This is a genomic window from Sorangium sp. So ce128, assembly GCF_051525245.1.
GTDB lineage: Bacteria > Myxococcota_A > Polyangia > Polyangiales > Polyangiaceae > Sorangium > Sorangium cellulosum_B.
Genome location: NZ_CP150313.1, coordinates 10,815,263 through 10,839,063, shown reverse-complemented (window position 1 = coordinate 10,839,063; position 23,801 = coordinate 10,815,263). Strand labels below are relative to the sequence as shown.

At 71.7% G+C, this 23,801-nt stretch carries 19 protein-coding genes and 1 other RNA gene; 6 read left to right on the top strand and 14 right to left on the bottom strand.

What is annotated here, in order from left to right; genetic code table 11:
- Positions 1–3: 3 nt before the first annotated feature.
- The 10 genes from WME82_RS41095 to WME82_RS41050 form a co-directional block, all read right to left on the bottom strand.
- Complete coding sequence (locus WME82_RS41095) at positions 4–576, bottom strand: DUF2085 domain-containing protein (RefSeq protein WP_438039768.1); 573 nt, start codon at positions 574–576, stop codon at positions 4–6.
- Position 577: 1 nt separating this feature from the next.
- Positions 578–1,669: a uracil-DNA glycosylase family protein gene (locus WME82_RS41090; protein ID WP_438039767.1), complete on the bottom strand. Its 1,092-nt coding sequence runs from the start codon at positions 1,667–1,669 to the stop codon at positions 578–580.
- Between the two features lie 10 nt (positions 1,670–1,679).
- Positions 1,680–2,639: a thioredoxin-disulfide reductase gene (trxB, locus tag WME82_RS41085; RefSeq protein ID WP_438039766.1), complete on the bottom strand. Its 960-nt coding sequence runs from the start codon at positions 2,637–2,639 to the stop codon at positions 1,680–1,682.
- A gap of 170 nt (positions 2,640–2,809) precedes the next feature.
- The gene (locus WME82_RS41080) at positions 2,810–4,381 is read right to left on the bottom strand and encodes an OmpP1/FadL family transporter (protein ID WP_438039765.1); all 1,572 of its coding nucleotides are present in this window, start codon (positions 4,379–4,381) and stop codon (positions 2,810–2,812) included.
- Positions 4,382–4,423: 42 nt separating this feature from the next.
- Complete coding sequence (locus WME82_RS41075; RefSeq protein ID WP_438039764.1) at positions 4,424–6,187, bottom strand: MXAN_5187 family protein; 1,764 nt, start codon at positions 6,185–6,187, stop codon at positions 4,424–4,426.
- A gap of 3 nt (positions 6,188–6,190) precedes the next feature.
- Positions 6,191–7,033, bottom strand: a complete 843-nt coding sequence (locus WME82_RS41070; RefSeq protein ID WP_438039763.1) for a hypothetical protein — start codon at positions 7,031–7,033, stop codon at positions 6,191–6,193.
- 264 nt (positions 7,034–7,297) lie between these two features.
- Positions 7,298–7,490, bottom strand: a non-coding RNA gene (ssrS, locus tag WME82_RS41065) — 6S RNA.
- A gap of 260 nt (positions 7,491–7,750) precedes the next feature.
- Positions 7,751–8,623, bottom strand: a complete 873-nt coding sequence (locus WME82_RS41060; protein WP_438039762.1) for an inositol monophosphatase family protein — start codon at positions 8,621–8,623, stop codon at positions 7,751–7,753.
- On the bottom strand, positions 8,620–10,107 hold the full coding sequence (locus WME82_RS41055; RefSeq protein WP_438039761.1) for a UDP-N-acetylmuramate--L-alanine ligase: 1,488 nt from the start codon (positions 10,105–10,107) through the stop codon (positions 8,620–8,622). Before WME82_RS41055 ends, WME82_RS41060 begins: the two co-directional genes overlap by 4 nt.
- A 265-nt stretch (positions 10,108–10,372) precedes the next feature.
- Entirely contained in the window at positions 10,373–11,011 is a 639-nt protein-coding gene (locus WME82_RS41050) for a ComEA family DNA-binding protein (RefSeq protein WP_438039760.1), read from the bottom strand.
- Between the two features lie 329 nt (positions 11,012–11,340).
- Between WME82_RS41050 and WME82_RS41045 the strand changes: the two genes are divergently transcribed.
- Both WME82_RS41045 and WME82_RS41040 read left to right on the top strand, forming a co-directional pair.
- On the top strand, positions 11,341–12,441 hold the full coding sequence (locus WME82_RS41045; protein WP_437741988.1) for a DUF362 domain-containing protein: 1,101 nt from the start codon (positions 11,341–11,343) through the stop codon (positions 12,439–12,441).
- A gap of 120 nt (positions 12,442–12,561) precedes the next feature.
- On the top strand, positions 12,562–13,260 hold the full coding sequence (locus WME82_RS41040; protein WP_438039759.1) for a hypothetical protein: 699 nt from the start codon (positions 12,562–12,564) through the stop codon (positions 13,258–13,260).
- A gap of 69 nt (positions 13,261–13,329) precedes the next feature.
- Here WME82_RS41040 and WME82_RS41035 read toward each other — a convergent pair whose 3' ends face one another.
- The 3 genes from WME82_RS41035 to WME82_RS41025 form a co-directional block, all read right to left on the bottom strand.
- On the bottom strand, positions 13,330–14,571 hold the full coding sequence (locus WME82_RS41035; RefSeq protein WP_438039758.1) for a serine/threonine-protein kinase: 1,242 nt from the start codon (positions 14,569–14,571) through the stop codon (positions 13,330–13,332).
- Between the two features lie 260 nt (positions 14,572–14,831).
- On the bottom strand, positions 14,832–16,559 hold the full coding sequence (locus tag WME82_RS41030) for an acyl-CoA dehydrogenase family protein (protein WP_437913319.1): 1,728 nt from the start codon (positions 16,557–16,559) through the stop codon (positions 14,832–14,834).
- 65 nt (positions 16,560–16,624) lie between these two features.
- Entirely contained in the window at positions 16,625–18,541 is a 1,917-nt protein-coding gene (locus tag WME82_RS41025) for an HDIG domain-containing metalloprotein (RefSeq protein ID WP_438039757.1), read from the bottom strand.
- A 516-nt stretch (positions 18,542–19,057) separates the two neighbouring features.
- On the opposite strand from WME82_RS41025, the gene folP reads away from it, so the two are divergent.
- The 3 genes from folP to WME82_RS41010 are packed head-to-tail and all read left to right on the top strand — an operon-like array spanning position 19,058 to position 22,216.
- Positions 19,058–19,981 carry a dihydropteroate synthase gene (folP, locus tag WME82_RS41020; RefSeq protein WP_438039756.1) on the top strand — a complete coding sequence of 308 codons (924 nt, stop codon included), beginning with the start codon at positions 19,058–19,060 and terminating at the stop codon, positions 19,979–19,981.
- Positions 19,974–21,281 carry a diadenylate cyclase CdaA gene (gene cdaA, locus WME82_RS41015; RefSeq protein WP_437853664.1) on the top strand — a complete coding sequence of 436 codons (1,308 nt, stop codon included), beginning with the start codon at positions 19,974–19,976 and terminating at the stop codon, positions 21,279–21,281. The genes folP and cdaA overlap by 8 nt, the downstream gene beginning before the upstream one ends.
- Complete coding sequence (locus WME82_RS41010) at positions 21,278–22,216, top strand: CdaR family protein (protein ID WP_438039755.1); 939 nt, start codon at positions 21,278–21,280, stop codon at positions 22,214–22,216. Before cdaA ends, WME82_RS41010 begins: the two co-directional genes overlap by 4 nt.
- A 131-nt stretch (positions 22,217–22,347) precedes the next feature.
- On the opposite strand, the gene WME82_RS41005 is transcribed toward WME82_RS41010, so the two are convergent.
- Positions 22,348–22,833: a nitrate reductase associated protein gene (locus WME82_RS41005; protein ID WP_437741980.1), complete on the bottom strand. Its 486-nt coding sequence runs from the start codon at positions 22,831–22,833 to the stop codon at positions 22,348–22,350.
- Between the two features lie 100 nt (positions 22,834–22,933).
- Here WME82_RS41005 and WME82_RS41000 point away from each other — a divergent pair, with 100 nt between their 5' ends.
- Positions 22,934–23,635: a hypothetical protein gene (locus WME82_RS41000; protein WP_437741979.1), complete on the top strand. Its 702-nt coding sequence runs from the start codon at positions 22,934–22,936 to the stop codon at positions 23,633–23,635.
- The last annotated feature ends 166 nt before the right edge of the window (positions 23,636–23,801 follow it).

Genomic DNA, 23,801 nt, shown 5'->3' with positions numbered 1-23,801 from the left:
CGCTCAGAGCGGGCGGCGTGCGATCTGCGCGAGGAACGCCGCGGCCGCGGCATAACCGAAGGCCACGCCCGTGGCGAGGCGGCTCGCATGCCAGACGGGGCGCAGCCCGAGGTCCTGGGTCGCCACGTCGACCGCCATCAGCGCGGCGAGGGCGATGAGGATCGGGCGCCACGCCGTCATCGCCAGGCGAGGGCGCGCGATCGCGGCGCCCGCCGCGAGCCCGGCGAAGATGCCAGCGCAGCGACTGCAGAGCGGCATGACGACGCCGTCGAGCGCGAGGGATCGCTCGGGCATCCGGTGGCACATCGGCGCGAAGACACGATCGAGCGCTGCGCCGAGCTCTCCGAGCGGCGCGCGGCTCCGCGCGACGGGGAGGCTCCAGGGCAGGGCGCCGAGGAGGACCAGCGCGCAGCGCACGATCGACAGCAGCGAGGGCCGCTCGGCCGGGCTCGATTCGCTGGGCGCGTGCGGCTCGGCGCCTGCGCCGACAGCGGCGAGCGCGTTCGGCTCCGCGCCTGCGCGGACGGCGGGTACCTGAGCCGCTGGCTGCCCGCGCCCGGAAGCGCACGCGGCCACCTCAGCCCCTGTCGGGCGCGCTCTTGCCGAGGTGGCGCATCACCTCTTTCAGGTCGCTCCAGACCTCTCGCTTCGCGCTCGGCTGGCGCAGCAGGTAGGCCGGGTGGAACGTGGGCATGATCGGGATCGATCCCTTGTAGAGCTTCCACGTGCCGCGGAGCTTCGTGATCCCCTCGCTCGTGCCGATCAGCCCCTGCACCGCGGTGGCGCCGAGCGCCACGATCACCTTCGGCTTGATCAGCGCGAGCTGAGCCGTGAGGTACGGGCTGCAGGCCGCCATCTCGGCCGGCTCCGGCTTCCGGTTCTTCGGCGGCCGGCACTTCACGATGTTGCAGATGTAGACCTCGTCGCGGTGGTACCCCATCGCCGCGATCATCTTGTCGAGCAGCTGCCCCGCCGCGCCGACGAACGGCTGCCCCTGCTGGTCCTCTTCCGCCCCTGGCCCCTCGCCGACGAACACGACCGCGGAGCTCGGGTCGCCGCGCGAGAACACCGTGTGGGTGCGGCCCTCGTGGAGCGGACACTTCTGGCAGGTGCGGACCTCCTCCGCGATGAGCGAGAGCCGCGCCGCGCGCTCCTCCTTCGTGTCCGGCAGCGTTGCGCTCGCGCGTGCAGCCGTATCCGCGCGAGGTGCCGGTGCGGCGCTCACGGCAGGCCGGGGCGACGGCTCGGGACCTCGCTGCGCCTGCGTCGGCGACCACGCCCCCTGCGACTCGAAGCCGCCGCGCTGCTCCGGCTGCGGAGCGCCACCGCGCTGCTCCGGATGCGGCAGGGAGGCGCTCGCGGCGGCTCCGCGCTGCTCCGGATGCGGCAGAGGGGCGCCCGCGGCGGCACCGAGCGGCGGCGGCGGCGAGAACGCCGCGCCGCTGCCCCCTCGCGCCACCGGCGGCGAGGGCGCATCCTGCCCGGAGACGCCGCGCTCTGGCCGCCGAGGCGCCGGCGTAGCGCCGTCCGGAGAAGCCGCGCCCAGCGCCTCGTGGAGCGCTGCAGGGTGGCCCGGTATTCCGTCCGCGCCGGTCGTTGCGTGCCATTCCAGGAACGCCCGGACCGAGGCGGTCAGATCGGCGAGCTCTTCGCGCAGCGCTTCGACCATGGCCGTCCTCTCAGTGGCCGCCCTGCTGCGCGAGCCAGCGCTCCGCGTCGAGGGCCGCCATGCAGCCCGTGCCAGCGGCCGTGACGGCCTGGCGGTAGTTCCAGTCCTGCACGTCGCCCGCGGCGAAGACGCCCGGGATGTTGGTGCGCGTCGAGCCCGGCACCGTCTTCAGGTAGCCGTTCGGGTGCGTGTCGAGCTGCCCGACGAAGAGATCGGTCATCGGCGTGTGGCCGATCGCGACGAACATCGCCGCCGCCGGCACGAGGTGGCTGTCGCCCGTCTTCGTGCTCTTCACGCGGACGCCCGTCACCATATCGGCCTTCACGTCGAGCACCTCCTCCACCACGTGGCTGTAGAGGATCTTGATCTTCGGGTTCTCGACCACGCGCTGGATCATCGCCTTCGACGCCCGGAACTCGTCGCGGCGGTGCACCAGCGTGACGCTGCTGCAGAGGCCGGACAGGTAGGAGGCCTCCTCCATCGCCGTGTCGCCGCCGCCGACGACCACGACGTCCTGGCCGCGGAAGAGCGCGCCGTCGCAGACCGCGCAGGCGCTGACGCCCTTGTTCTTGAGCTTGTCCTCGCTCTCGAGGCCGAGGTAGTTGGCGCGCGCGCCCGTCGCGATCACGACCGCCTTCGTCAGGTAGAGCGTGTCCTCCACCCACACCTTGAAGGGGTGGCCCGTCAGCTCGACCTTGGTCACGTCCGCCGTCACGATCTCCGTGCCCTGATGAGCGGCCTGATCGCGAAAGCGCTGCATCAGCTCCTGGCCGGTGATCTTCTCGGGGAAGCCGGGGTAGTTCTCGACGTCGGTGGTGAACATGAGCTGGCCCCCCGGGATCAGGCCGCCGGCGCTGAAGCCCTCGATGAGGAGCGGCTTCAGGTTGGCGCGCGCCGCGTAGATGGCGGCGGTGAGCCCGGCGGGGCCGGAGCCGATGATGACCAGGTTGCGGACGTTCGATTCACTCATGGTGGAGGCATCTTATAGGCGCGACCGCCTTCCGCGTCGACCGCCCCGGCGGTCCGGCGCGGCTCCGCTGCGCCGCGGCTCCGCGCGTCCTGCGCTCCGCTCCACCACGCCGGAGGCACGCCGGAGGCATGCCGGAGCCACGCCGGAGCCACGCCCGAGCAGCCGCCCGCTCAGAAGCGCATGGTTCCGCTCAGACCGAACTCGTCCAGGCTGCTCTCGAAGCGGCCGCCGTTGACGCTCTGGATGCTGCGGTAGCCGCTCAGCGCAGCGCCGGATACGGCCTTGAGGCGCCCGTTCCCGCCGTTGTCCAGCGCACCGAAGGACGTGTGCTGAAACGCGGCTGAAATGTCGACCGGGCCGACTCGCGCGGTCACGCCGGCCCCGACGCCGATCCGGTAGCCGAGGTGGAAGTCGAGGTTCAGATCGGCGTCGTCCTGCCCCTTGTTCTCGAAGAAGCCGCCGGCGCGCAGCGCGAGGAGGCTCGGGAGCACGACGAAATCGCCGCCGAGCCGGACTCCCAGGACGTCACGCCAGCGGTGCGGGACGTCGGCGTTGGGCGGCACCGTGCCCACGCTCGTGCCGCGCACGGGGATGCCCTCGCGGAACCGGACCTCGATCGCGTCGACCGCGCTGTTGTTGGCCCAGGTGAAGTCGAGCTCCACATCGAAGAGGTCATCCGCCATCGGGTCGCGGACGCGGGGCTCGGCGGCGGAGGCGCGGCGTGCGTTCACCGCGCGCCGCGCGCCGGCGCGGGGCATGTGGTACCGGAGGCCGAGCTTCGCCTCCATGGGGATCCGCATCCTGAGATCGCCGGCGCCCTGCTCCTCGGTGACGTTGCACTCCGGCGCCTCGCCCTTGCAGGGGTCCTCGTCCTTCGCCCCTGCCGGCGTCCAGTAGCGAGACTCGATGGTGAGATCGGTCTTCGCGCGCACGGCGTCCTGCCACTTGAACCATGCGCCCAGGTCGAGGTGAGCCGCCGCCGCCCAGCGCGCGCCGAGGACGAAGCCAGGGATGAAGAGGTCGGTCGCCTCCGCGCGCGTGCGCAGATCGCCGTGCGCCTTGAAGTCGTCGCCCCCTCCGCCCGAGAGCGCCTCGCTGAAGTTGACGAAATCGATCGCCGCCGTGCCCCAGATGAAGCCGGCGCCGAGCGAGACCCCCTCCGCGGGGGTGAAGCCGACCGAGAGCGTCGGCATCAACATCAGGGCGTCGAGCGACGTGAGCAGGTACCGCTGGGGCGACGGCTGCGTCATGTCGCCGAAGCTCGGGTGCGTGTACCGGAGCGACTCGGGCCATGCCCGCTCGCCGACGCCGTGCGGGCCGAGCACCGCGACGCCGAGGGCGAGCGCGTCGCTCAAGCGCAGGGTCGCCGCGAGCTGCGGGTTCGGAAACAGGCCGCCCTCGGCGCACACCTCGGGGTCGGGGCCCCCGTCGCTGCCGGGCGCCGGGATCGCCGTCGTGGCGCTCGGCGGGACGGGGCGGCCGCCGGGGCCGAGCCTCGTGAAGCACTGGGCCAGCTGGATGAAGTGGACGCCGCCGTGGGCGCCGCTCCGCTGCGCGGCGAGCCCCGCCGGGTTGAAGTAGGCGGCGAGCGGATCGTCCGCCCGCGCGACCCACGCCCCGCCGCGGCCGAGCTGGAGCACCCCGATGTCGGGCGAGTCGAGCCCCGACGACGCGCGCGCGGCGCCGGCGGCCACCATCGCAGCGAACGCGGCGCCCGCGGCGCCGGCAGATCCTCGTCTCATGACCCCCCGTCCCCGCCGCGCGGCGATCCCCGCCGCTCGGCCTCACTTCACCGGAGACGCCTTGAGCGCCGCCTTGCCGTCCTTCACGTAGACCGTGAAGCGAACACGCGAGCAGTTGTGGCGAGCCACGAGCGCGTCCTTGTTGCGCTGCAGGGTCCCCTTGAACTTCTCGAAGGTGAGCGCGTTCGTGGGCTCCCCGCACTGCTGCTTGACCGACAGGAACTCCTCGTAGACGGCGTTCCATTCGGTGAGCTCGTCCGGATCTCCGGCGCCGTCCTGCCGCGCGGCCGGCGCTTCCGGAGCGCTCATCGGCTCGGGGAGCGGGTTCGGCACGGCGGGCGCCCCCGGCGCCCTGGGCGGCGGCGGCGGCGGCGGGCGCCGCGGCGGCGGGCGCCCGGGAGCGCCCGCGGGCTCGAGGGCGGAGATCGCCATCCCGGCGTCCGAGACCTCCTCGATCGCCTCGACCGGCTCCACGGAGTCGCGGGCGGGCGGCGGGCCGCTGAGCGGGTGCGAGCCGGGCCGCCGCGTGGGGCCGCGCGGGCTCACCATGGGCTTCGGGTACGAGGGGCGCGAGTCTGGGCGCGGCTCGCCGGGGCCGAGCGGCACCGAGAACGCGCTCATCGCCGGCTGCGTCGGGATCGGGCCGAGCACCTGCTCGAGGTCGGCGGCCTTCCGGGGCGCGCCGCCCTTCGCGGCCACCTTCTCGACGCCGTCGTTGATGTCGGCCGCGATCTTCCGGTAAGCGCCGCGGAAGCGGCTCGGCGCCAGCACGTCGACCTCGCCCTTGGAGAAGCGCGCCGCCTCGCCGCGGAAGACATGGAGCGGCCGCGTGTGCTCCAGGAACGAGAGCACCAGCCCGATCGCGGCCATGGCGAGGACGCCGACCAGGATCAGCACCGTGGGCACCTCGCTCTTGTCGTCGTTGTTCGCCTTGTCGAGGAAGTTGAGCGGCGAGTCGACCGACGCCGCGAGGCGGCCGACCGCGTAGCCGGCGCCGAGCTCCCACGCCTCGCCGGGCAGCCGCGCGTAGACCACGCCGAGGTGCTGGCCGATGACGCGGACCTCCGAGCGCCCCTTCTCGATGTAGTCCTTGTTGTCGTCGAGCAGCTTCAGATCCTGCGTGATCTGGTCGAGGTTCGACTTGTCGAACCCCTCGGGCGCGCCGGAGGCGACGCGCGACCCCTCGGCGTAGAAGCCGACGGCGGCGCCGGTGCGCTTCGTGACGGCGCGGGCGAAGGTGTCGTCGATGATCTTGGCGCCGATCACGGCGCCGACCGGCTCGCCGTTGACGTCCTGCTCGACGGGGCGCGCCACGACGCGGAGGATGCGGCCCTTCCAGACCCACGCGTCATCGCGGATCCAGCCGTGGAGGGCGTCGGCGACCAGCGGGTAGCCGCCGAGCTCCCAGTCCTCGCGGTGCTCGAAGTCCACCGACGCCATCACCCGCCCCGCCGCGTCGACGGCCCACACGTGATCGAACTTGAGCTCCGGGGGCACCTCCGCGGTCGCGGTGCGCAGCGCGGTGCGGGCCTTCTCGCGCAGCTCGGCGCCGGGCTTGGCCTCGGCCGACGACTTGGCGAGCGCGGTCCGCAGGGCCGGGTTCAGCGCGACCCGGATGAGCGCGCTCGAGCGCTTCCGGGCGTCGTCGTTGAGGAACCACTCGACCGCGCTGGAGTCGGCGCTGAGCGCCTCGCTCATCGCACGGTGGCTCGAGCGGTTGTAGAGCTGCGCGGCGACGAAGAGGATGAAGACCGCGGCGCCGAGCGCGAGCGCGAGCACCCCGTACCAGAAACGCGACAGCAGCATGGTCTACTTTCCAGCCTCCGCGCTCGGTCCGCCGGCCTCACCCACGACGACCGGGTCCTTGATGAACTGCTCGTCCGGCCCGGCCTTCACGATCGCCTCGATGGCCTTCCCGACCGGCTCGCCGTTGAAGTAGCCCTGCAGCGTGTACGTGCCGGCCTCGATCTCCATGGCGAAGTTGCCCTGACGATCCGGGTAGGCGACGGCCACCGCCCTCGGCTCGACGACGATCCACGACCGGACGCTCGGGGCGAGCTGGTCGCGGAGCTCGTACTTGCCGGGGCCTGGCGGTGTCCAGGCGCGGGTCTTGGCCGCGGCGATCTCGACCGGCTGGAGCCCTTTGTTGCCGACGTCGTAGATCTTGTGCGGGAACGGGTCCTGGTTCTCGAACTGGATCTGCTGGCCCTCGGCGACGACGAGCGTCACCGGGGAGGTGCGGCCGCCCGCGATGACGATCGAGCGCGGCGTCTTGAGCGGCGCGCCCTTCTCGCCGAGCGCGGCGATGCACAGCTCCTTCGGCGCGTAGCCGAAGAGCGCGCGGACATCGGCGCGGACGGTCGGGGACGGCTCGCGGAAGGTGTACCGGTTCGCCTTCGGGTCCTTGGCCTCGTTCCAGACCGGGTTCAGGAGCTTGGGCATGCCCGTGGCCCGGCCCTTGATCGTCACCGCCGCCAGGGCGGCCCCGGGCACGGTGAGGATCGCGAGCGTCAAGGCCAGGCGCCGGACGAAGCGCGAGCTGCCGGGGAGGCGGCGCGCGAGGTGGCTTGACGACCCAAACCGCGCTGCGCCGACGAGCGGGCGCTGCTCGTCGTGCTGCGCACCTGCAGATCGAGGGGATCTCGTATCCATCGCAGGCCCGAAGCTACCGGAAGGGGGATGAGAACGGAAACAAAAGCCGGGCCGTGCGCCGCGCGCCCCGCCCGCGCCGCCCTCCGGGCTCCCCGTTCCTTGTGCGGTGTGCTTGGCCCTGTCCGGTGCCGCGAGCGCCGCGGCACCGGACAAGGCGGGGGTACCCCCCGCCGTCAGGTGATGCCGCGGTGCGCCGGTCGCCGGGCGCATGTCGAGGGCAACAAAAAACTGCGGGCCGCTTGGACGGCCCGCAGGGGAGAGATGTTCCGTACCGCCGAGGACGTGGGCCGAAGGACTTGAACCCCTAGCATAGCTGCTAGGTGGGAGCCTAAGTACCGCTTCAGGCTTCCCGGTGAATGGTTCCGGGCCTAGCTCACCACGGTATCGTTGTTGGCTCCCTGGTTCTTGCTTACTCGGGATTCAATTGTCCAGCGCCTCACGAAGTCGGCAGAGGGAACAACCATAGGATAGTTCACTGGGCGGCTCCGTCAACAGCTCTTCCGCACGTGCTCATGTTTTGATGGTCGCGTTCGCCGGTCATGGTCATCGTTCGCGGTTCGCGGTTCGCGGTTCGCGGTTCGCGGTTCGCATCGCTCGCACGGGTCATGCATGAATCGCGCAAGGATCTCGCCCGATTCACCCGTGAGTCCTGCACGCGTCATGCGTGAGATGCGCGAGAGCCTGATGGCGTACGGGTAGCCCCGAGCTGGCCGGCGCCTAGCAGGTCGGCGAGCCCGGGTGAGAGAACAGCGCGACGATGGGGGCATGGACGAGGCCGTTCGACGCCACGATGTTGCCTGTGTAGTAGTTCGGCGGACCGCCGTCGAGGGCGGTGATGACGCCGCCCGCGCCGCGCACGATCGCGCTTCCGGCGGCGACGTCCCATGCATGCAGCCGGCGCTCCCAGTACGCATCGTAGGTTCCGTCCGCGACCATGCAGAGATCGATGGCTGCGCTGCCGCAACGACGCACGGCCTGCGCGTTGCGCTTGACGGTCATGAAGGCGTCGAAGTTGTTGTCCGGCGCCCGGTCGCGGATCGGCGGGAAGCCGGTCGCCACCATCGCGCGCTCCAGCGACGCCGTGGCGCTGACCGCGCATCGCTCGCCGTTGCGGCGCGCCTCTCCGTCGATCGCCGCCGTGCCCACCGGCGCGCGAGCGGCGCCGCGCGGCCGGAAGCCCGTCCAGCGGAGCCCGAGCGCGGGCGCGACGACGGCGCCGGCGACGGGCACGTCGTCATCCATCAGGCCGACGGACACGCACCAGAACGGATGGCCGTGGACGAAGTTCGTCGTGCCGTCGAGCGGATCGACGTACCAGACGAGCCCGCCGCGCGGCTCCGCGCGGCGCGCGGCGCTCTGCTCCTCGCCGACGACGGCGACGCCGGGCGTGAGCGCGTCGAGCCGTGCGACGAGCAGGTCCTCGCTCGCACGGTCGAACTCGGTCACCAGATCGTGCGGCCCCTTCTCCTCCACGTGCAGGCCGCGCGGCCCTGCCCGGAACCCGGCCTGGACGAGCGCCCCCGCCTCCTCGGCGACGCGCAGCGCGATCTCGGAGAAATCGAGCAGCTCGGCTGATCCGTGCCCGCTCATCGCGCCCCCGCCGACAGCGCGCCGCGGAGCTTCTCGTAGATGCCGCCGAACGCCCCGTTGGACAGGAGCGCGATCGTGTCGCCCTCCCGCGCGTCGCGCGCGATCGCGGCGACGATCGCGTCCACCGAGGCCGCCGCCTCCGCGCGCTTGCCCCCGCGCTCGATGTCGCGCACCAGCCTGTCGAGATCGAGCCGCTCGCCGGCGGCGATGTCCGGGCGCCCGAGCGGCGCAAGCACGACGCGGTCGGCCGCGTCGAACGCGCGCGCGTAAGGCTCCTGGTGGAGGGCGCGGCACGCGGTCGCGCTGCGCGGCTCGAACACCGCCCACAGCGCGCCTCCCGGGTGCCTGGACCGGAGCGCGCGCAGCGTCTCGTCCACCGCGGTCGGGTGGTGCGCGAAGTCGTCGTAGACGCGGACCCCGCGCGCCTCGAAGAGGAGGTCCTGCCGGCGCCGGACGCCCGCGAAGCCGGCGAGCGCCGTGGTTGCGGTCGAGAGCGGCACGCCGAAGCCCTGCGCCGCCGCCGCGATCGCGGCGATGGCGTTGCGCACGTTGTGGTGCCCCGGCATCTGCAGGGCGAAGCGCCCGGCCAGGACGCCGCCGGCGTACAGATCGAACGACTGGCCGCTCTCGCCGGCCTCCGCGGGCGCGGCGAGCCAGTGCGGCGGCTGCCCGTGCGTGTCATCGCCCTCGAGCGCGAACCACGCCACCTCTGCGCGCGCCGATCGCGACACCAGCTCGACGACCCGCGGATCGTGCGCCGCCGCCACGAGGAGCCCGGTCTCCGGGATCCGCTCGACGAACCCGCGGAACGCCGCCTCGTAGGACGCGGCGTCGGGGTAGATGTCGATGTGATCGTGCTCCATCGACGTGACGACGCCCACCTCGGGCTGGTAGTGCCAGAACTTCGGCGTCTTCTCGAAGAAGGCGGTGTCGTACTCGTCGCCTTCGACGACGAACGGCGTCCTGCGGCGCCCAGCGCCCGCCTCGCCGAGGAGCGGCAGGCCGCGGCGGTCGCTCGCCGAGGAGGCGCTCCGGGGCAGGCGGAAGCTCGCCTCGAAGTTCTTCGGCAGGCCGCCGATGAGGAAGCCAGGGTCCCTGCCCGCCTCGTGAAGGATCCACGCGCACATCGAGCTCGTCGTCGTCTTGCCGTGCGTGCCGGCCACGACGAGCGGGGAGCGGCCGGTGAGCATGTGATCCGCGAGCGCGTGCGCCATCGTGGTCACCCGCATGCCTCCGTCGATCGCGGCGCGGGCCTCGGGGTTCGTCGGGCGGCAGACGTTGCCGATCACGACGAGATCGGGCCGGGGGTCGAGGTGCGCGGGATCGAACCCGGTCAGGAGGCGGATGCCCCACCGCTCGAGGGCCGGCCCCATGGGCGGGTAGAACGAGGCGTCGGAGCCCGAGACGTCGTGCCCCGCGGCCTTGAAGAGCCCCGCCAGCGCACCCATGCCGGTGCCCGCGACGGCGACGAAGTGGACGTGCATCGCGGCGCAGTGTGCCCGAGCGCCCCGGGGGGGCAAGGGGGCATCCGCGCGAGAGCTCGCCAGACCGCGCCGGTCCCAGGGAGTCGCCGCGCGCCGCGTCCGCGACGTCTGGAGTCGCGCGCGCGATCTCGTTGCGGGGATACCGAAGAGAACGAGCGCGCCTTGACTCGACATCTCGCGCTCCGCGCGTTTACCGGTCCTGGCAGACTCCCTGTCTGGACGGCTCGACCGAGGCGGCGAGCTGCGCTGCGGCTCGCGTCCAGCGTCAAGGCGGATCGACGAGCACGAGCGGCCTCAGCCGCTTCAGCGACCGCCGGCCCAGCCCCTTGACCCGGAGCAGGTCATCGACCTTCCGGAAGCGCTTGAGCTTGGCTCGCAGCGCCAGGATCGCGGCCGCCTTCGCCGGGCCGACGCCGGGAAGGCGCCGGAGGTCCGCCTCGGTCGCGAGGTTCAGCACGACCTTTCCGTCTGCGGTCACGCCGCCGCCCGCAGGAGCGCCGGCCCCGCCATCGCTGGGCGGCGGCTCTACCGCTGCAGCTCCCGCGTCGGCGCCGGGCTCGGAGGTGGCCTGGGGCGGCGGGCTTCCGGCCTGGGGCGGCGGGCTTCCGGTGGAGCCGAGCGGCGCTGGATCGCCGGCGACCATCGCCAGCTCCGCGGCCGGGTCTGTCGGGCGGGCCGGGTTTGCCGGGCGGGCCGGGAGCAGGCTCAGCGCGTGCCCGGAGCCCACGAGCGCCAGCGCGAAGAACCCCGCAATATAGGCCGCGACCTTGCCGCCCAGCGCGGTCCAGGCCGAGTCCCTCAGCGCTGCCAGCGCCCGCTCTCGCCAGGGGCGAATCACCTCGTTGTCCTGCACTGCATCGGCCGGCCCGGCGGGCGAGCCTGTCTCCTTCGATGTCGCTTGCATCGTGCCGCGTCTCCTTCCGGTCTTCCCGTCTCGTGCCAAGGACGTCGCCCTCCGCGCACCCGTGAGCGGCGTTCGTCGCGTCGGCGTCGCCGCCACCGCCAAGCGAGCGGCGTGCCGGCGCGCGCTTGCCAGGAAACCCGAGCAAATCCCGGGTGGGAGGCGCTCCGGGGCCTGGCGCCGCCATGGCGGAGGCGCGCGGCGCGGTCGACCTCGCCGCCGGGCGGCCGAGCGCCGTGTCTCGAGCGAGAAGCTCGGCTACCATCAGCGCCCCGGGCGCCCCGCGACCGGCGGCATCCGCCACCGCCGCGAGGCGCTCACCACGAGGTCTTATGCCCCACGATCCCCGTCGCTTCGTTGATCCCGGCCCCGCGGGGCGCTCGCGCCGAGGCTTCCTCGGCGGGCTCGTCGCCGGCGCCGCGGGCGCCGCGCTCCTCGGCCCGCGCGCGGCGTTCGCGGAGGCGCCCCTGAGCCTCGCGGCCGCGCCGCCCCCCGGCTTCACGCCGCTCTCCATTCCGGGGAAGATCGTGAAGGTTACGAAGTCGAACTCGATGCAGCCGAACGGCCTCTGGCCCGACGCGTCCGCGGCGAAGGTGATGCTCGAACGGGCGATGGCCGAGCTCACCGGGAAGGCCGACCTCGGGGCCGCCTTCGCGCGGTTCGTCCACAAGGACGACCGTGTGGCGATCAAGACCAACGGGATCGCCGGCCAGAAGGGGGCGACCATGGCCACCAACAAGGAGCTCGTGCTCGAGATCGTGCGCGGGGTGATCGCGGCGGGCGTCCCCGCGGAGAACGTGGAGATCTTCGAGCAGTACCCGTCCTTCCTCGCCGGCACCCGCTGCGCCGACCGCAGCGCCAAGCCCGCGGCCGAGTTCCCGGCCGGGATCCGCGCCGCGGTTCACGAGAACAAGGACGCGGTGATGCCGAGCATCTCGGTCTGCGGCATCCCCACCAAGTTCGTGCGCCCGTTCACCCAGGCGACGGCGGTGATCAACGTCTCGCTGATCAAGGACCACTCGATCTGCGGCTATACCGGCTGCCTCAAGAACATCACCCACGGCGCGACCATCAACCCGCACTCCTTCCACGAGCACACCGCGAGCCCGCAGATCGCGGAGCTCTACGGGCAGGACATCGTGAAGAGCCGTGTCCGCCTGCACATCACGGACGGCTTCAAGCTCATCTACGACCAGGGCCCGCTCGACAAGAACCCGAAGCGGCGCGTCCTCCACGAGTCGGTCTACGCCACGACCGATCCGGTCGCGATGGACGTGATCGGCTGGGGCGTGGTCGAGACGTGGCGCAAGGAGAACGGGTTGCCCACGCTGAAAGAGGCGAGCCGTGAACCTTCGTACATTCGCATCGCGGGCGAGCTCGGTCTGGGCGTCTTCGACAAGAATAAAATCGCGATGCGCGAGGTCGGATTGTAGCGGCGCCGCGGGATCCGCCCGCGTGACCGCCGTCGATGAGGCCGCTCGCCGAGGCTCGTGTTGCTCATGTCCTGCTCCAGGTCGACTGCGCGCTCGTCCACACGCCGGAGGGCCGCGCCGGTGGTCCCGGTCCTCGCGTCCCTCGCGCTCGTCGCCTGCAGCAGCACCCCCCCGACGAGGCCGCCAGGGTTGCCTCCGACGCCGACGTCGGTCACCCGCGAAAACCCGGGTGGCGACGCGGCAGACCCCGAGCGGGCCGCGCTAGAGCGGCTGCTGGCCGAGCCGTGGGGGAGGCGGCAGGACCGGTTCAACACGCTCGACGTACCCCTGGTCGACTGGAAGAGCTGGCGCAGGGTGCGGATCTTGACCTACCCGACGCGCGCGACCTTCCGGTACGGCGACGAGCACTACGCCGCCCTGTCGGTCGTCTACACGACCACCACGGGGCCGAGCGACCCCGACAGCTGCCTCGACGAGTTCTGGGCGAAGAACGCGCCGCTCGCCGACGGTTATGGCGTGCGGCTCGGGGAGGCGCAGATCATCCGCACGACGCAGGAGATCGACGGTGAGGTGCGGCCGCTCGTGTTCAAGGTCCTCCAGGGCAGCGTCGACTCGGTGCTTGCGAGCGACGAGTACGTCGGCGCGATCGCCGTCTACGAGTCGTGGCCGGGGACATGCCTCGTGGCCGCGATGGCCGTGAAGTCGACCCAGCACCCCGAGCTCGCGCGCCGGGTGCGCGACCGCTGGATCGACGAGGGCGCCCCGAAGCTCAAGTGGACGTCCGGCATCACCGACGCGCCCACGACCAGCGCGCGGTAACGGCGCCGCCGCGCCCTGGCGATGGCCGGCGATACGAGCGCCAGGGCGGCGTCGCGGCGCCCCGCGAGATCACGGTCCTCCGGGCGCCGGGCTCTCCGCGGCCTCGAGCGACCACGGCGCGCCCTGAGCCACGCTGTGGAAAACAACGCAAGCGGCCGCGATGAGCAGGCCGACGGCGACCATCCAGGGGACCCGGAGCGGCGGCAGGACGCGGCTGTCCAGAACGACCTCGCTGTGCCGGTCGCACGAGGCGGAGGCGGGCTCGACGGCGGCGTCCGTCGCCGTGGGGCCGCCGAGATCGTTCGCCGGCGCCGCCAGCATGGCGGCCATGGTCGTCTGATCATCCATCGCGCTGCGAAGCGGGGCCGCGACCGCGCCTATCGCGCTCCGCTTCACGATGGCGCTCCGCTCGGACGGCGGTGGGACGGGGATCGCCCGCAGCGACTCCGACGACGGCAGGGAGGCCGGCACCTGCACGATCGCGGAGAACGCTTCCATCATCTCCTTGCCCGACTGGAACCGCGCCTCCGGATCGAACTCGAACGTTCGGGCGAAGAACGCGTCGACCCCGGGCGGGAGCTCCGGCGCGAGCTCGGACGCCTTCGGGAACGACGTCTGACAGATGTGCCTGACCAGCTCATTGATGTTGGCGCCCGCGAAGGGACACTGGCCGGTGATCGCGCGGTAGAGGATCACCGCCATCGACCAGAGATCGCTCCTGTAATCGACCTGCCTGGGCGCCATGGTCTGCTCGGGGCTCATGTACCTGGGCGTCCCGAGGACCATGCCCGTCTTCGTGATCCGATCGCGCGAGCAGGACGACTTCGCGACGCCGAAATCGACGACCTTGACCAGATCGTCGCCCGCCGAAGAGGTGATGAAGATGTTCCCCGGCTTCAGATCCCGGTGGATCACCCCCGCGGCGTGGATCGCGTCGAGCGCCTTGCCGAGCTGCGTGAACAAGGCCGTCGCCTGCGCGAGCGGGATCCGCTCCTCGCGCTCGAGGCGGCGATTCAGGTCCTCTCCCTCGAGGTACTCCATGACGATGAACGCGCAGCCGCGATCGACGCCGTAATCGTAGGTCTCGATGACATAGGGGCTCCGGACACGCGCGGACGCGCGGGCCTCGCGCTCGAAGCGGGCGATGAGCTCCGGCTCCGTCGCCGCGAAGCTCCGGATGAACTTGATGACGACCCGCCGCCTGAGCTTGATATCGAAGCCCAGCCACAGATCACCCATCCCACCGCCTCCGAGCCTGCGCTCGAGACGGTACTTGTCCATGACGGCACGACCTTCAGCAGTCTCCTTCATGGCTCCGCACCTGCCACCCAATGCTCTAGCCTGGGACAAGTGATCACCTGATTCCTGTCGAAGGGCCCACCCCCAATACTACGCCTGATCAAACTATAGAGCAATCCGTCCGGGCGGTGAGCTGAAAACGTCCCGAAACAGAGCGCAGCTCACAATGAATGAGCATACTGCGCCGAAGCGCACGTGGCGCGTGTGTGACTCTATGCGACTCGATGTGACTTGAAGTGAATCGATGTCCGTCGAGGTGCGGCAGACTGCGATTACAGGATGTCGAAGGGGTAGGCGCGATCCGCATAAGCTCGCACCGCGATGGCCTTGCGCAGCTCGTCGTCGTTCTTCTGGAAGTCAGCGACGTGCTGCCTCAGCCGCTTCTGCGCGATGCCGGTGAACACGGTCGTGAGATCGATCTCCCGCCGCGCCCCGTCCTCCCCGCGCCGCTCGATGGCCCGGGTCGTGCGCGAGATGCACGCGGCCATGCAGTACAGGTCGATGGCCATCTCCGCGATGCGGCGCTGCGCGTACTGCATCTCCGCGATCTCCCGCCCGTGCTTCCGGAGCATGTCCTCGCTGTGGGTGGCGAGCTCGGAGGTGCAGTCCTCGAAGATCACCGCCTCCCGGCTGAGCAGCGGGTGCGCCTTCGACATCCGCTCGCGCCCGAGCACCGACCGCGCCTTGCGGAGCGCGAAATCGCTGAGCAGCCCGAAGCCCTTGATGGGCTCTCGCATCGCCTTCGCGACGTCCGCGAGCGACTTGCCCGGGCCGCTCATCCCGGAGAGCGCCATGAAACAGCGCAGGATCTCGTTCGTCCCCTCGAAGATCATGTTGATCCGCGCGTCGCGCAGGTGCCGCTCGTAGGGGTACTCCTCCATGTAGCCGATGCCGGCGGCGATCTGGAGCGTCTCGTTGACCACGAACCACAGGGTCTCGCTCCCCATGACCTTGCAGATCGCGCTCTCGATAGAGAAGTCGGGGACCTTGGCGTCGGCGAGGCTCGCCGTCAGGTACGTGATGGACTCGAGCGCGTACGTGTGCGCCAGCATCGTCGCGATCTTGTCCTTGATGAGCCCGAAGTCGCCGATGCTCCGGCCGAACGCGCGCCGCTCCTGGACCCGGTCGAGCGCCATCCGGATCAGCGTGTTGCACGCGCCCACGCACCCCGCCGAGAGCCCGAGGCGCCCGTTGTTGAGCACCTCGACGGCGACCTTGAAGCCCTTGCCTACCTCGCCCAGCACGTTCTCGCGCGGGACCTTCACGTCGTCGAAGAAGAGCTCCGTCGTCGAGGAGCCGCGGATCCCGAGCTTCTGCTCGTTCGGCCCGCTCTTCACGCCCATGCTCCGCTCCACGATGAAGGCGGTGAGCTTCGGCTTCTTGCCCTCCTCGAGCGCCGAGGTCCGGGCGAACACCGTGAAGACGTCGGCGAAGCCGCCGTTCGTGATCCAGATCTTCGACCCGTTCAGGGTGTAGTACGAGCCGTCGGCCGACATCTCGGCGCGCGTCCTGATCGCCGCGGCGTCGGAGCCGGCGCCCGGCTCCGTCAGGGCGAAGGCCGCCATCCACTCGCCGGTCGCGAGCTTCGGGAGATAGCGCTGCTTCTGCTCCTCCGTCCCGAAGAGCTGGATCGCCTTGAAGCCGATCGACTGGTGCGCGCCGAGGGTGACGGCGATCGACGCGTCGAGCCCGCCGATCTCCTGCATCACGCGCGCATACGCCATGTTGCTGAGGTTGACGCCGCCGTGCTCGGCAGGGATCTGCAGGCCCATCAGGCCGAGCCTCTTCATCTCGGCCAGGACGCCCGGATCGATGGCGTGCTCCCGGTCGATCCGGCTGCTGTCGACGCTCGACGCGAAGAACCGCCGCACGCTGTCGAGCATCATCGACGTCGTCTCCCGGTCCTCGGCGGGCATCTCGGGATACGGGAAGATGATGTCCTCGGCGATGATGCCGTGGAAGAGGGCCTTCATGAAGCTCTGCTCTATCGTGGGAGGCATCGGACCGTCCTTTCCTGGAGCAGGCCGCTCGGCCTCCGCGGGAGCGCGCGGCGCGCCCGGCCTGCTCAGTGCGTCTTCCTCGGCGTCCGCACGGACTCCGCTGGGCTCTCGTCCTTCACGGGCCCACCGGCTTCGTCCACGACGACGGGCGCGACCGCGCCCCGCGCGCTCGAGGAGGACGGCGGCACAGCGCCCCGAGTGCTCGCGGGGGGCGGCGGGGCAGCGCCTCGCGCGCTCGAGGACGGCGGCGGGGCGGCGCTCCCGTCCCGACCCGGCGCGCTGGACGCGGGGACGGGCGTGGGCGTGCCGGGGCGCGTGGGGTGCGGCGTGACCGTCGGCGGCGCAGGCGTGTGCCCGGCGCGATCGCTCTCGCGCTGCCACGGGTACTTGATGCGCCCGTGGTACATGTTGACCAGCGTCGACGCCATCCGGCTCGTCATGATGCGCAGGTCCTCGATCGTCAGCCCGGATTGATCGAGCTGGCCAGACGCGAGCTTCGAGAACATCACCCGCTGGATCATCTCCTCGAACTTCTTGTGCTCGGGCGGCCAGATGGTCCGCGACGCCGCCTCGATGGAGTCGACGAGCATCAGGATGGCCGTCTCCTTCGTCTGCGGCTTCATGCCGGGGTAGCGGAAGTGCTCCTGCGTCAGGTCCTTCGGGTTCCCTTGCTCGACGCACTTGTGCCAGAAATACTCGACGACCTGCGTGCCGTGGTGGGTGTACGCGAACTCGACCACCGGCTCGGGGATGTTGCCCTCACGCAGGATCTTCGTGCCCATCACGACGTGCGCCATGATCGCGTCGGCGCTCACCTCCGGATCGAGCTCCTCGTGCGGCGATCGCTCGCCGGGCGGGAGGTTCTCGATGAAGTACTTGGGCTGCACCGTCTTGCCGAGGTCGTGGTAGTAGGCGCCCACGCGCGTCAGCAGCGCGTCGGCGCCGATCGCCGCGGCCGAGGCCTCGGCGAGGTTCGCCATCGCGCGCGCGTGCTCCCAGCTGCCCGGCGCCTCCGCCGCCATCTTCTTGAGCAGTGGCTGCTCCAGGTCGGTGAGGTCGAGCAGCTTGTCGCGGGGCACGTGCCCCATCGCCCGCTCGGCCGGCTCCCTCAGGCTCCGACCGAGCACGCCGACGAGCAGCCCCCCGCCGATGCAGGCCAGCACGTTGGAGCCGAGCCAGCGCTTCAGATCGGCGCCGAGATCGAAGCTCCCCTCGAACAGCACGGTCAGCGCGATGAACCCGATCGCGCCGGCGATGCCCGCCAGGCTGCCCGCGACGAACAGCTGCCGCGAGCCCTTGCGCTTGAAGAAGAACATCGTCGCGGCGATGCCGCGCACGAGCAGCACCGACAGGAGCACGACGTCGAACCGGAGCAGCGACGACGCGATGAACGCGACTCCGACCTCGACGAGGAACGCGGTCCGCCGATCGAACGCGATCGCCACCCAGAGCGGGAGCGCCGCGACCGGCATCCAGAACTCGGGCAGCGCCGTGAAGAGCAGGAGGAGCTTCGCGACGATGAGCGAGCCCGTCATCAGGACGAACATGCCCACCTGCGTGCGGAGCAGCCGCACCCGGTTCTGCCCGAAGCGACGCAGGTAGACCGTCAGCATCAGGCAGACGATGAGGTAGATGGCGTACATGCTCGCGAGGCGCGCGCCGAGCCCGGGCCGCCGCATCCGCCGCACCGTCTCGTACGCCATCGCGGCGTTGTGATCCTCGTTGTGCTCCGAGAGGACCGTGCCGCGCGGCACGATCACGCGCCTGTGCTCGTACGAAAGCGTGAAGCTCCCGTCGTGCGTGTCGCGCACGATCCGCGGACCGTACGGGACGCGCAGCGTCACGGGCGCAGGCATGCCCATCTCGGGGCTGAGCGCAGGGATGAAGAGCTCGCCCACGCCGAGCACGGCGAAGCACGCCGCGAAGAGGGCGCTCAAGACGAAGCCGGCGAGGGGACCTGCCCGGATACGCGTGCGCAGCATGGAACCGCTCGGTCTCGTCCGCTGGTGCAGCCTGAGAAACGGTTGACGGGGCACGCTCGCGCGTGTCCCCGCCCGCACCGGACGACCGCGAGGGGCCGCCGATGTCAATGTGTAGGCGGGACCCTAGCAAAGAAGCAAGGCCGAGTCAGCGGCGCGCGGAGCGTGGGGGGGGAACCCGGCGCCGCGCCCCTCTGCTTCCCCTTGCTTCCCCTTGCCTGATTGCCTCCGCTCTCTGCGTACCCTCCGTACCCTCCGTACTGTTTCTTCCCCATGGTTCGCGCTGAGTCCCCGCCCGAGCGTGGGACGGCCGCCGGGAAGCCGGCGCCCGAAGCGAATGTGGACGCCGGTGCGCCGTCCAACGCCGGCGCGCGCCCGCCGGCCCAGCCGGCGGTTGGCAGAGCGCGACGCGCCGGACCCCCTCGCGATGTTCCAATTGCTCCTGGAAAACATCGATTCGAGCAGACAATTGCCGTTCGGCGCAAAAGTTGCTACCCACAGGAAATGTCCCCGCTGCGCATGCTGCTCGAACGCCGCAGGAGCGTGGTGATCATGGGGGTCCTGAACCGCACGCCGGACTCGTTCTCCGACGGCGGTCGCTTTGCGGATGAAGATACGGCTCTCGCGCAGATCGATGCGATGCTCTCCGAGGGGGCAGACATGATCGACATCGGCGCGGAGTCGACGCGGCCGGGCGCGCGGCCCGTGCCGGATGACGAGCAGATCGCGCGCATCGGCGGGAGCGTGCGCGACGCGGTGAAGAGGGGAGCGGTGGTCTCCATCGACACGACCTCTCCCGCCGTCGCGGCGCGCGCGCTCGACGATGGCGCGGCCGTGGTCAACTCGATCTCGCTCGACAGCGCGGCGGAGCTCGGCGCGCTCTGCGCTCGGCGCGGGGCGTCGCTCGTGCTCATGCACAGCCGCGGCCCGATGTCGGCGATGGCCGGCTTCTCCGCGTACCCCGAGGACGCCTACGACGACGTCGTGGCCGACGTGGCCCGCGAGTGGTCGAGCGCCGCCGCGCGGGCGCTCGAGGCAGGCTTGCCGGAGGGCGAGCTCGTCCTCGATCCGGGCCTCGGCTTCGCGAAGAACGCGCGGCAGTCGCTCGAGCTGTGCGCCAGGCTGCACGAGCTGTGCGCCCTCGGCTTTCCCGTGCTCGTCGGGCCGAGCCGCAAGTCGTTCCTGGCGCGCGCCGCGGCCTCGGAGGCCGCGGGGCGAGGCGACGGCGGGGAAGCGCCGCTCGCGCCGCCCCCGGACCGCCTCGGCGGCACCGTCGCCGCCGCGATCGCGTGCGCCGCGCGCGGCGCCGCGGCCGTCCGTGTCCACGACGTCCGCCCCGTGCGCCAGGCCCTCGACGTGATGCGCGCGATCGAGCGCGCGGGCGCCGGCGACCGTCGGCGCCCGGACGGCCCCGTCGCCCAGGGGGCGCGCGGCGATGGTTGAAGGGTTTCTCCGACTCTTCTCGGTGAGGCCGGCGACGCAGGTCATCCGGGACTTCTTCGACATCTTCATCGTCGCCTACGTCGTCTATCGCGCGCTCCTCGTGCTGCGCGGCACCCGCGCGATGCAGATGGGCCTCGGGCTCGGCATCGTCTTCCTCATCTATCTCGGGGCGAAGATCTTCGGCCTGACCACGCTCCTCAACCTCCTCTCCTGGCTCCTCTCCTCGATCATCCTCATCGTGGTCGTCGTCTTCCAGAACGACATCCGCCGCGCCCTCATCCGCGTGGGCGGCAGCAACTGGTTCACGAGCGGCCGCGAGCAGCAGTCGCGCGTCATCGACGAGGTGGTGGCCGCCGCGACCGAGCTCGCCCGCCACCGCATGGGCGCGATCATCGCCTTCGAGCAGGACGCCAACGTGCTGGAGTTCGTCAAGAGCGAGGGGATCCACATCGACTCGGTCGTCACCCGAGAGCTGCTCGTCTCGCTGTTCGTCCCCGAGTCGGTGAACAAGCTGCACGACGGCGCGGTGCTGATCCGCGATCTCAAGATCGCGCGCGCCGGCGTCTTCTTCCCGATGCCGGAGACCAAGATCCTCGACGCCAGCCTCGGCTCCCGCCACCGCGCCGCGCTCGGGATCACCGAGGAGACCGACGCGGTCGTCGTCGTCGTCAGCGAGGAGCGCGGCACGATCAGCTTCTGCTTCAGCGGCAACATCGTCTCGAACCTCGACGGCCAGTCGCTGCGGCACGCGCTGCTCGGGCTCTTCGGCCGCTCGTCGCGCAGGCGGCGCTTCGCCAAGAAGGTCGCCCAGGTCGGCCGCGCGAGCCTCCCCACGCCGGCGGCGCGCGGCCCCGCCGTGGGCGCGACGCAAGGCGCCGGGCAGGCGCACGAGCCCGCCAAGCCCGCCGCCGCGAAGCCCGCGCCGATCGAGGCCAAGCCTGCAGCGCCGGTCTCGAAGACGTCCTCGATGATCAAGGCGGCCGTGGACCCCGACGCACGGCCGATGGCGCGGATGTCGACGTCCACGCCGATGCGCTCGGGCGCCGAGGCGCGCGCCGCGACGGGATCCAGCGCCGACCTGCGCGCCGCGGCCGGGGCCGGCGCCGGGGGGACGGCCTCGCCGCAGGACGCGGATCGCCCGTCCGAGCGCGGCCGGCCGGCCATGGTCGACGTCCCCGCGGCGGCCGCGACCGACTCCCCCGTCCCGTCACAGCGCACCTTCGTCCCGACCGGGCAGGTCGCGGCGACCGCCGCATCCAAGGGGAGCGCGGAGGGGATGCCCCCGCGAGATGAGCCATGACGCTTGCCGGCATCCGCGAGGCGCTCCGCTCGGCGCTGCTCGACAACCTCAGCCTCAAGCTGCTCTCGATCACCTTCGCGCTGTGCCTCTACGCCTTCATTCACGGCGCGGAGAACGCGCAGCGCACGCTGATGCTCAGCGTCGTCTCGATCCTCCCGCCCGAGTCGAGCAACCGGCAGCTCATGACCCAGATCCCGAACGAGGTGGCGGTCACGGTGCGCGGCTCCCGGACGCAGCTCGACGACCTGCGCGCCGAGAGCCTCGGGACGCTGCGGCTCGATCTCCGCAACGGCACGGTGACGCACATCGACCTCGACGCGTCGATGTTCCACGTGCCGGCCGGGCTGATGGTCGAGCAGATGTACCCGTCGACGATCGAGCTCGGCTGGGACGACGTCGTCACCCGGGCCATCCCGGTGCACGTCCCCCGCACCGGGGATGCCGCGCAGGGGTTCCTCGTGAAGGGGATGGTCTCGGTCGAGCCGCCGATGGTCAACGCCCGCGGCCCGCGCTCGGTCGTCGACGTGATGCAGCTCGCGCGCACCGCGCCGTTCGACATCAGCGGGCTCACGGAGGGCACCTACCAGCGGCAGCTGGCGCTCGATCGGCCGCCGAAGCTCGTGACGTACAGCTTCGAGAGCGTGATGGCGACGCTCGAGATCGGGCGCGAGCTCGCCACGCGGACGTTCGAGCGCAAGGTCGAGGTGATCGGCATCCCGCGCGCGACGGTCGCGCCGGCCGTGGTGCAGGTGAGGATCACGGGGACGCCGGAGGACGTGGGCGCCGTCAACGCCGACGCGATCGTGGCGCGCGTGGAGCCCAAGGCGGCGAGCCTCGATCTGAGCCAGCCGGGCAGCGACTTCCTCGACGTGCTCGTCGACGTTCCGCGCGTCACCGCGGAGGTCAACCCGTCGAAGGTCATGGTGAGGTGGTGAGCGCGGCGCGCTGACGCTCCGCCGCCGCGGACGTTAGCGCGAGGGGACCACGAGCTCGCCCCGCGCGAGCCGCGCGGACAGCGCGCTCACCCGCGCCTTCGTCGCGCCCGGGATCCTCGCCGCGGCCTGGCTCACGGCGAGCGGGCAGCGCCGGCGTCCCGGGACAGCCCGAGCTCGCCGAGCAGCGCGCGCAGCTTCTCGGGCCCGCGCTTCGGATCGGCCAGCTTGACGATGGCGTAGCGCTCCTCCTCGGTCAGCTCCGCCAGGCGGCCGAGCGCGCCCTCGTCGAGCGCGCCGTCCGGGCCGAGCCGTTCGCGCAGCCGCGCGCTGACGCTGTCCCGATCCCAGGCCGCGCGGCGCACCGGCGCGCCCGCCAGGGGGGCGAGCGCGACCCCGGCGCGCTCCGCAAAGCCGCGGAGCACCTCGGCGTAGACGGCGACGTCCTCGTCCGTGTCGGCCGGCAGGTGACACAGGGCGAGCCGCTCCGCGCGCGACAGCGCCTGCCACCCTGCGAGAGAGATCTTGATCTCGGCGAGGTCCAGCTTCCGCCGCACCGAGAGCGGCACACAGTCGAGCAAGGTGTGGACCTCGCCCTCGAGCGCGAACTGCCTGTACATGGTGGCTCCAGTCTATACCCGCTGCCCGCGCCCCGGGCGCTCCGCGAGCGCGGCGCTGCCCGGAATGGGATGCGCGGCGCGGTTGCGCTAGCCTGCCGATGTGCGCCGCTCCGGGCTCCTCACGACGCTGCTCGCGTTGCTCACGCTCGCGTCGCTGACGCCGAGCGCCCACGGCCAGGTCGCGCCGTCGGCCGCGGCGCCGGTGCCGCTCGACCGCGTCGTCGTGCGCTGGCATGCGCCGGAGACGGGCGGCGTGCGCCGGCCTCAGTTCATCTTCGAGCGGGAGCTCGCCTTCGAGGCCCGCCTCGAGGCGCTCGCCGATCCTGACGCGGAGCCCGGGCTGTACCGGGACAGGCATGTGCGCGCCGCGCTCGACAGGCACATCGCGGAGACGCTGCTCGCCAGCCTGCCGATCTCGCCGGCGCCGACCTCGGCGGAGGTGGCGCAGCGGGCCGAGGCCGCCCGGATCGCGCTGGAGCAGCGCGCTCGCGGCCGCGCGCGCCTCCTCGCCGCGGCGGCCGCCGAGGGGATGAGCTCCGACGAGCTCGACGCGCTGCTGCGCCGCCAGGCGCGCGCGAGCTTGTACCTGGATCGCATGGTCGCGCCGATGCTCGAGCCCACCGATTTCGAGCTCAAGATCGTCCTGCGCTCCGGCGCCACGCCGTTCAAGGATCAACGCTACGAGGAGGTCGCCCCGGCGCTGAAGCGCTGGTATGTCGGGCAGCGGCTCGCCCAGGCGCTCGACGCGTACTACCAGAACGCGCGGGCCCGGGTCTCCTTGAGCATCACGCCCGCTCGTTGAGCCGCGCCGAGCGACCGGCCAGCTGCTCGCCACGTCGAGCTGCACGCCCGGGCGGCAGGAGAGCAGAAGTCCATCTCGCGGGTCGATTCCACCTATCGATAGCGAAGGATAGCACCAGACATCGTGAAGAGGGCTCACGAGCCGTTGCTCATGCAGAGGATGGAGG

What these genes read in the sequence shown, in the direction of transcription:
- WME82_RS41090 (WP_438039767.1), bottom strand. Translation starts at nt 1,669, where the DNA reads ATGGTCGAAGCGCTGCGCGAAGAGCTCGCCGATCTGACCGCCTCGGTC.
- trxB (WP_438039766.1), bottom strand. Translation starts at nt 2,639, where the DNA reads ATGAGTGAATCGAACGTCCGCAACCTGGTCATCATCGGCTCCGGCCCC.
- WME82_RS41080 (WP_438039765.1), bottom strand. Translation starts at nt 4,381, where the DNA reads ATGAGACGAGGATCTGCCGGCGCCGCGGGCGCCGCGTTCGCTGCGATG.
- WME82_RS41075 (WP_438039764.1), bottom strand. Translation starts at nt 6,187, where the DNA reads ATGCTGCTGTCGCGTTTCTGGTACGGGGTGCTCGCGCTCGCGCTCGGC.
- WME82_RS41070 (WP_438039763.1), bottom strand. Translation starts at nt 7,033, where the DNA reads ATGGATACGAGATCCCCTCGATCTGCAGGTGCGCAGCACGACGAGCAG.
- WME82_RS41060 (WP_438039762.1), bottom strand. Translation starts at nt 8,623, where the DNA reads ATGAGCGGGCACGGATCAGCCGAGCTGCTCGATTTCTCCGAGATCGCG.
- WME82_RS41055 (WP_438039761.1), bottom strand. Translation starts at nt 10,107, where the DNA reads ATGCACGTCCACTTCGTCGCCGTCGCGGGCACCGGCATGGGTGCGCTG.
- WME82_RS41050 (WP_438039760.1), bottom strand. Translation starts at nt 11,011, where the DNA reads ATGCAAGCGACATCGAAGGAGACAGGCTCGCCCGCCGGGCCGGCCGAT.
- WME82_RS41045 (WP_437741988.1), top strand. Translation starts at nt 11,341, where the DNA reads ATGCCCCACGATCCCCGTCGCTTCGTTGATCCCGGCCCCGCGGGGCGC.
- WME82_RS41035 (WP_438039758.1), bottom strand. Translation starts at nt 14,571, where the DNA reads ATGAAGGAGACTGCTGAAGGTCGTGCCGTCATGGACAAGTACCGTCTC.
- WME82_RS41030 (WP_437913319.1), bottom strand. Translation starts at nt 16,559, where the DNA reads ATGCCTCCCACGATAGAGCAGAGCTTCATGAAGGCCCTCTTCCACGGC.
- WME82_RS41025 (WP_438039757.1), bottom strand. Translation starts at nt 18,541, where the DNA reads ATGCTGCGCACGCGTATCCGGGCAGGTCCCCTCGCCGGCTTCGTCTTG.
- folP (WP_438039756.1), top strand. Translation starts at nt 19,058, where the DNA reads ATGCTGCTCGAACGCCGCAGGAGCGTGGTGATCATGGGGGTCCTGAAC.
- cdaA (WP_437853664.1), top strand. Translation starts at nt 19,974, where the DNA reads ATGGTTGAAGGGTTTCTCCGACTCTTCTCGGTGAGGCCGGCGACGCAG.
- WME82_RS41010 (WP_438039755.1), top strand. Translation starts at nt 21,278, where the DNA reads ATGACGCTTGCCGGCATCCGCGAGGCGCTCCGCTCGGCGCTGCTCGAC.
- WME82_RS41005 (WP_437741980.1), bottom strand. Translation starts at nt 22,833, where the DNA reads ATGTACAGGCAGTTCGCGCTCGAGGGCGAGGTCCACACCTTGCTCGAC.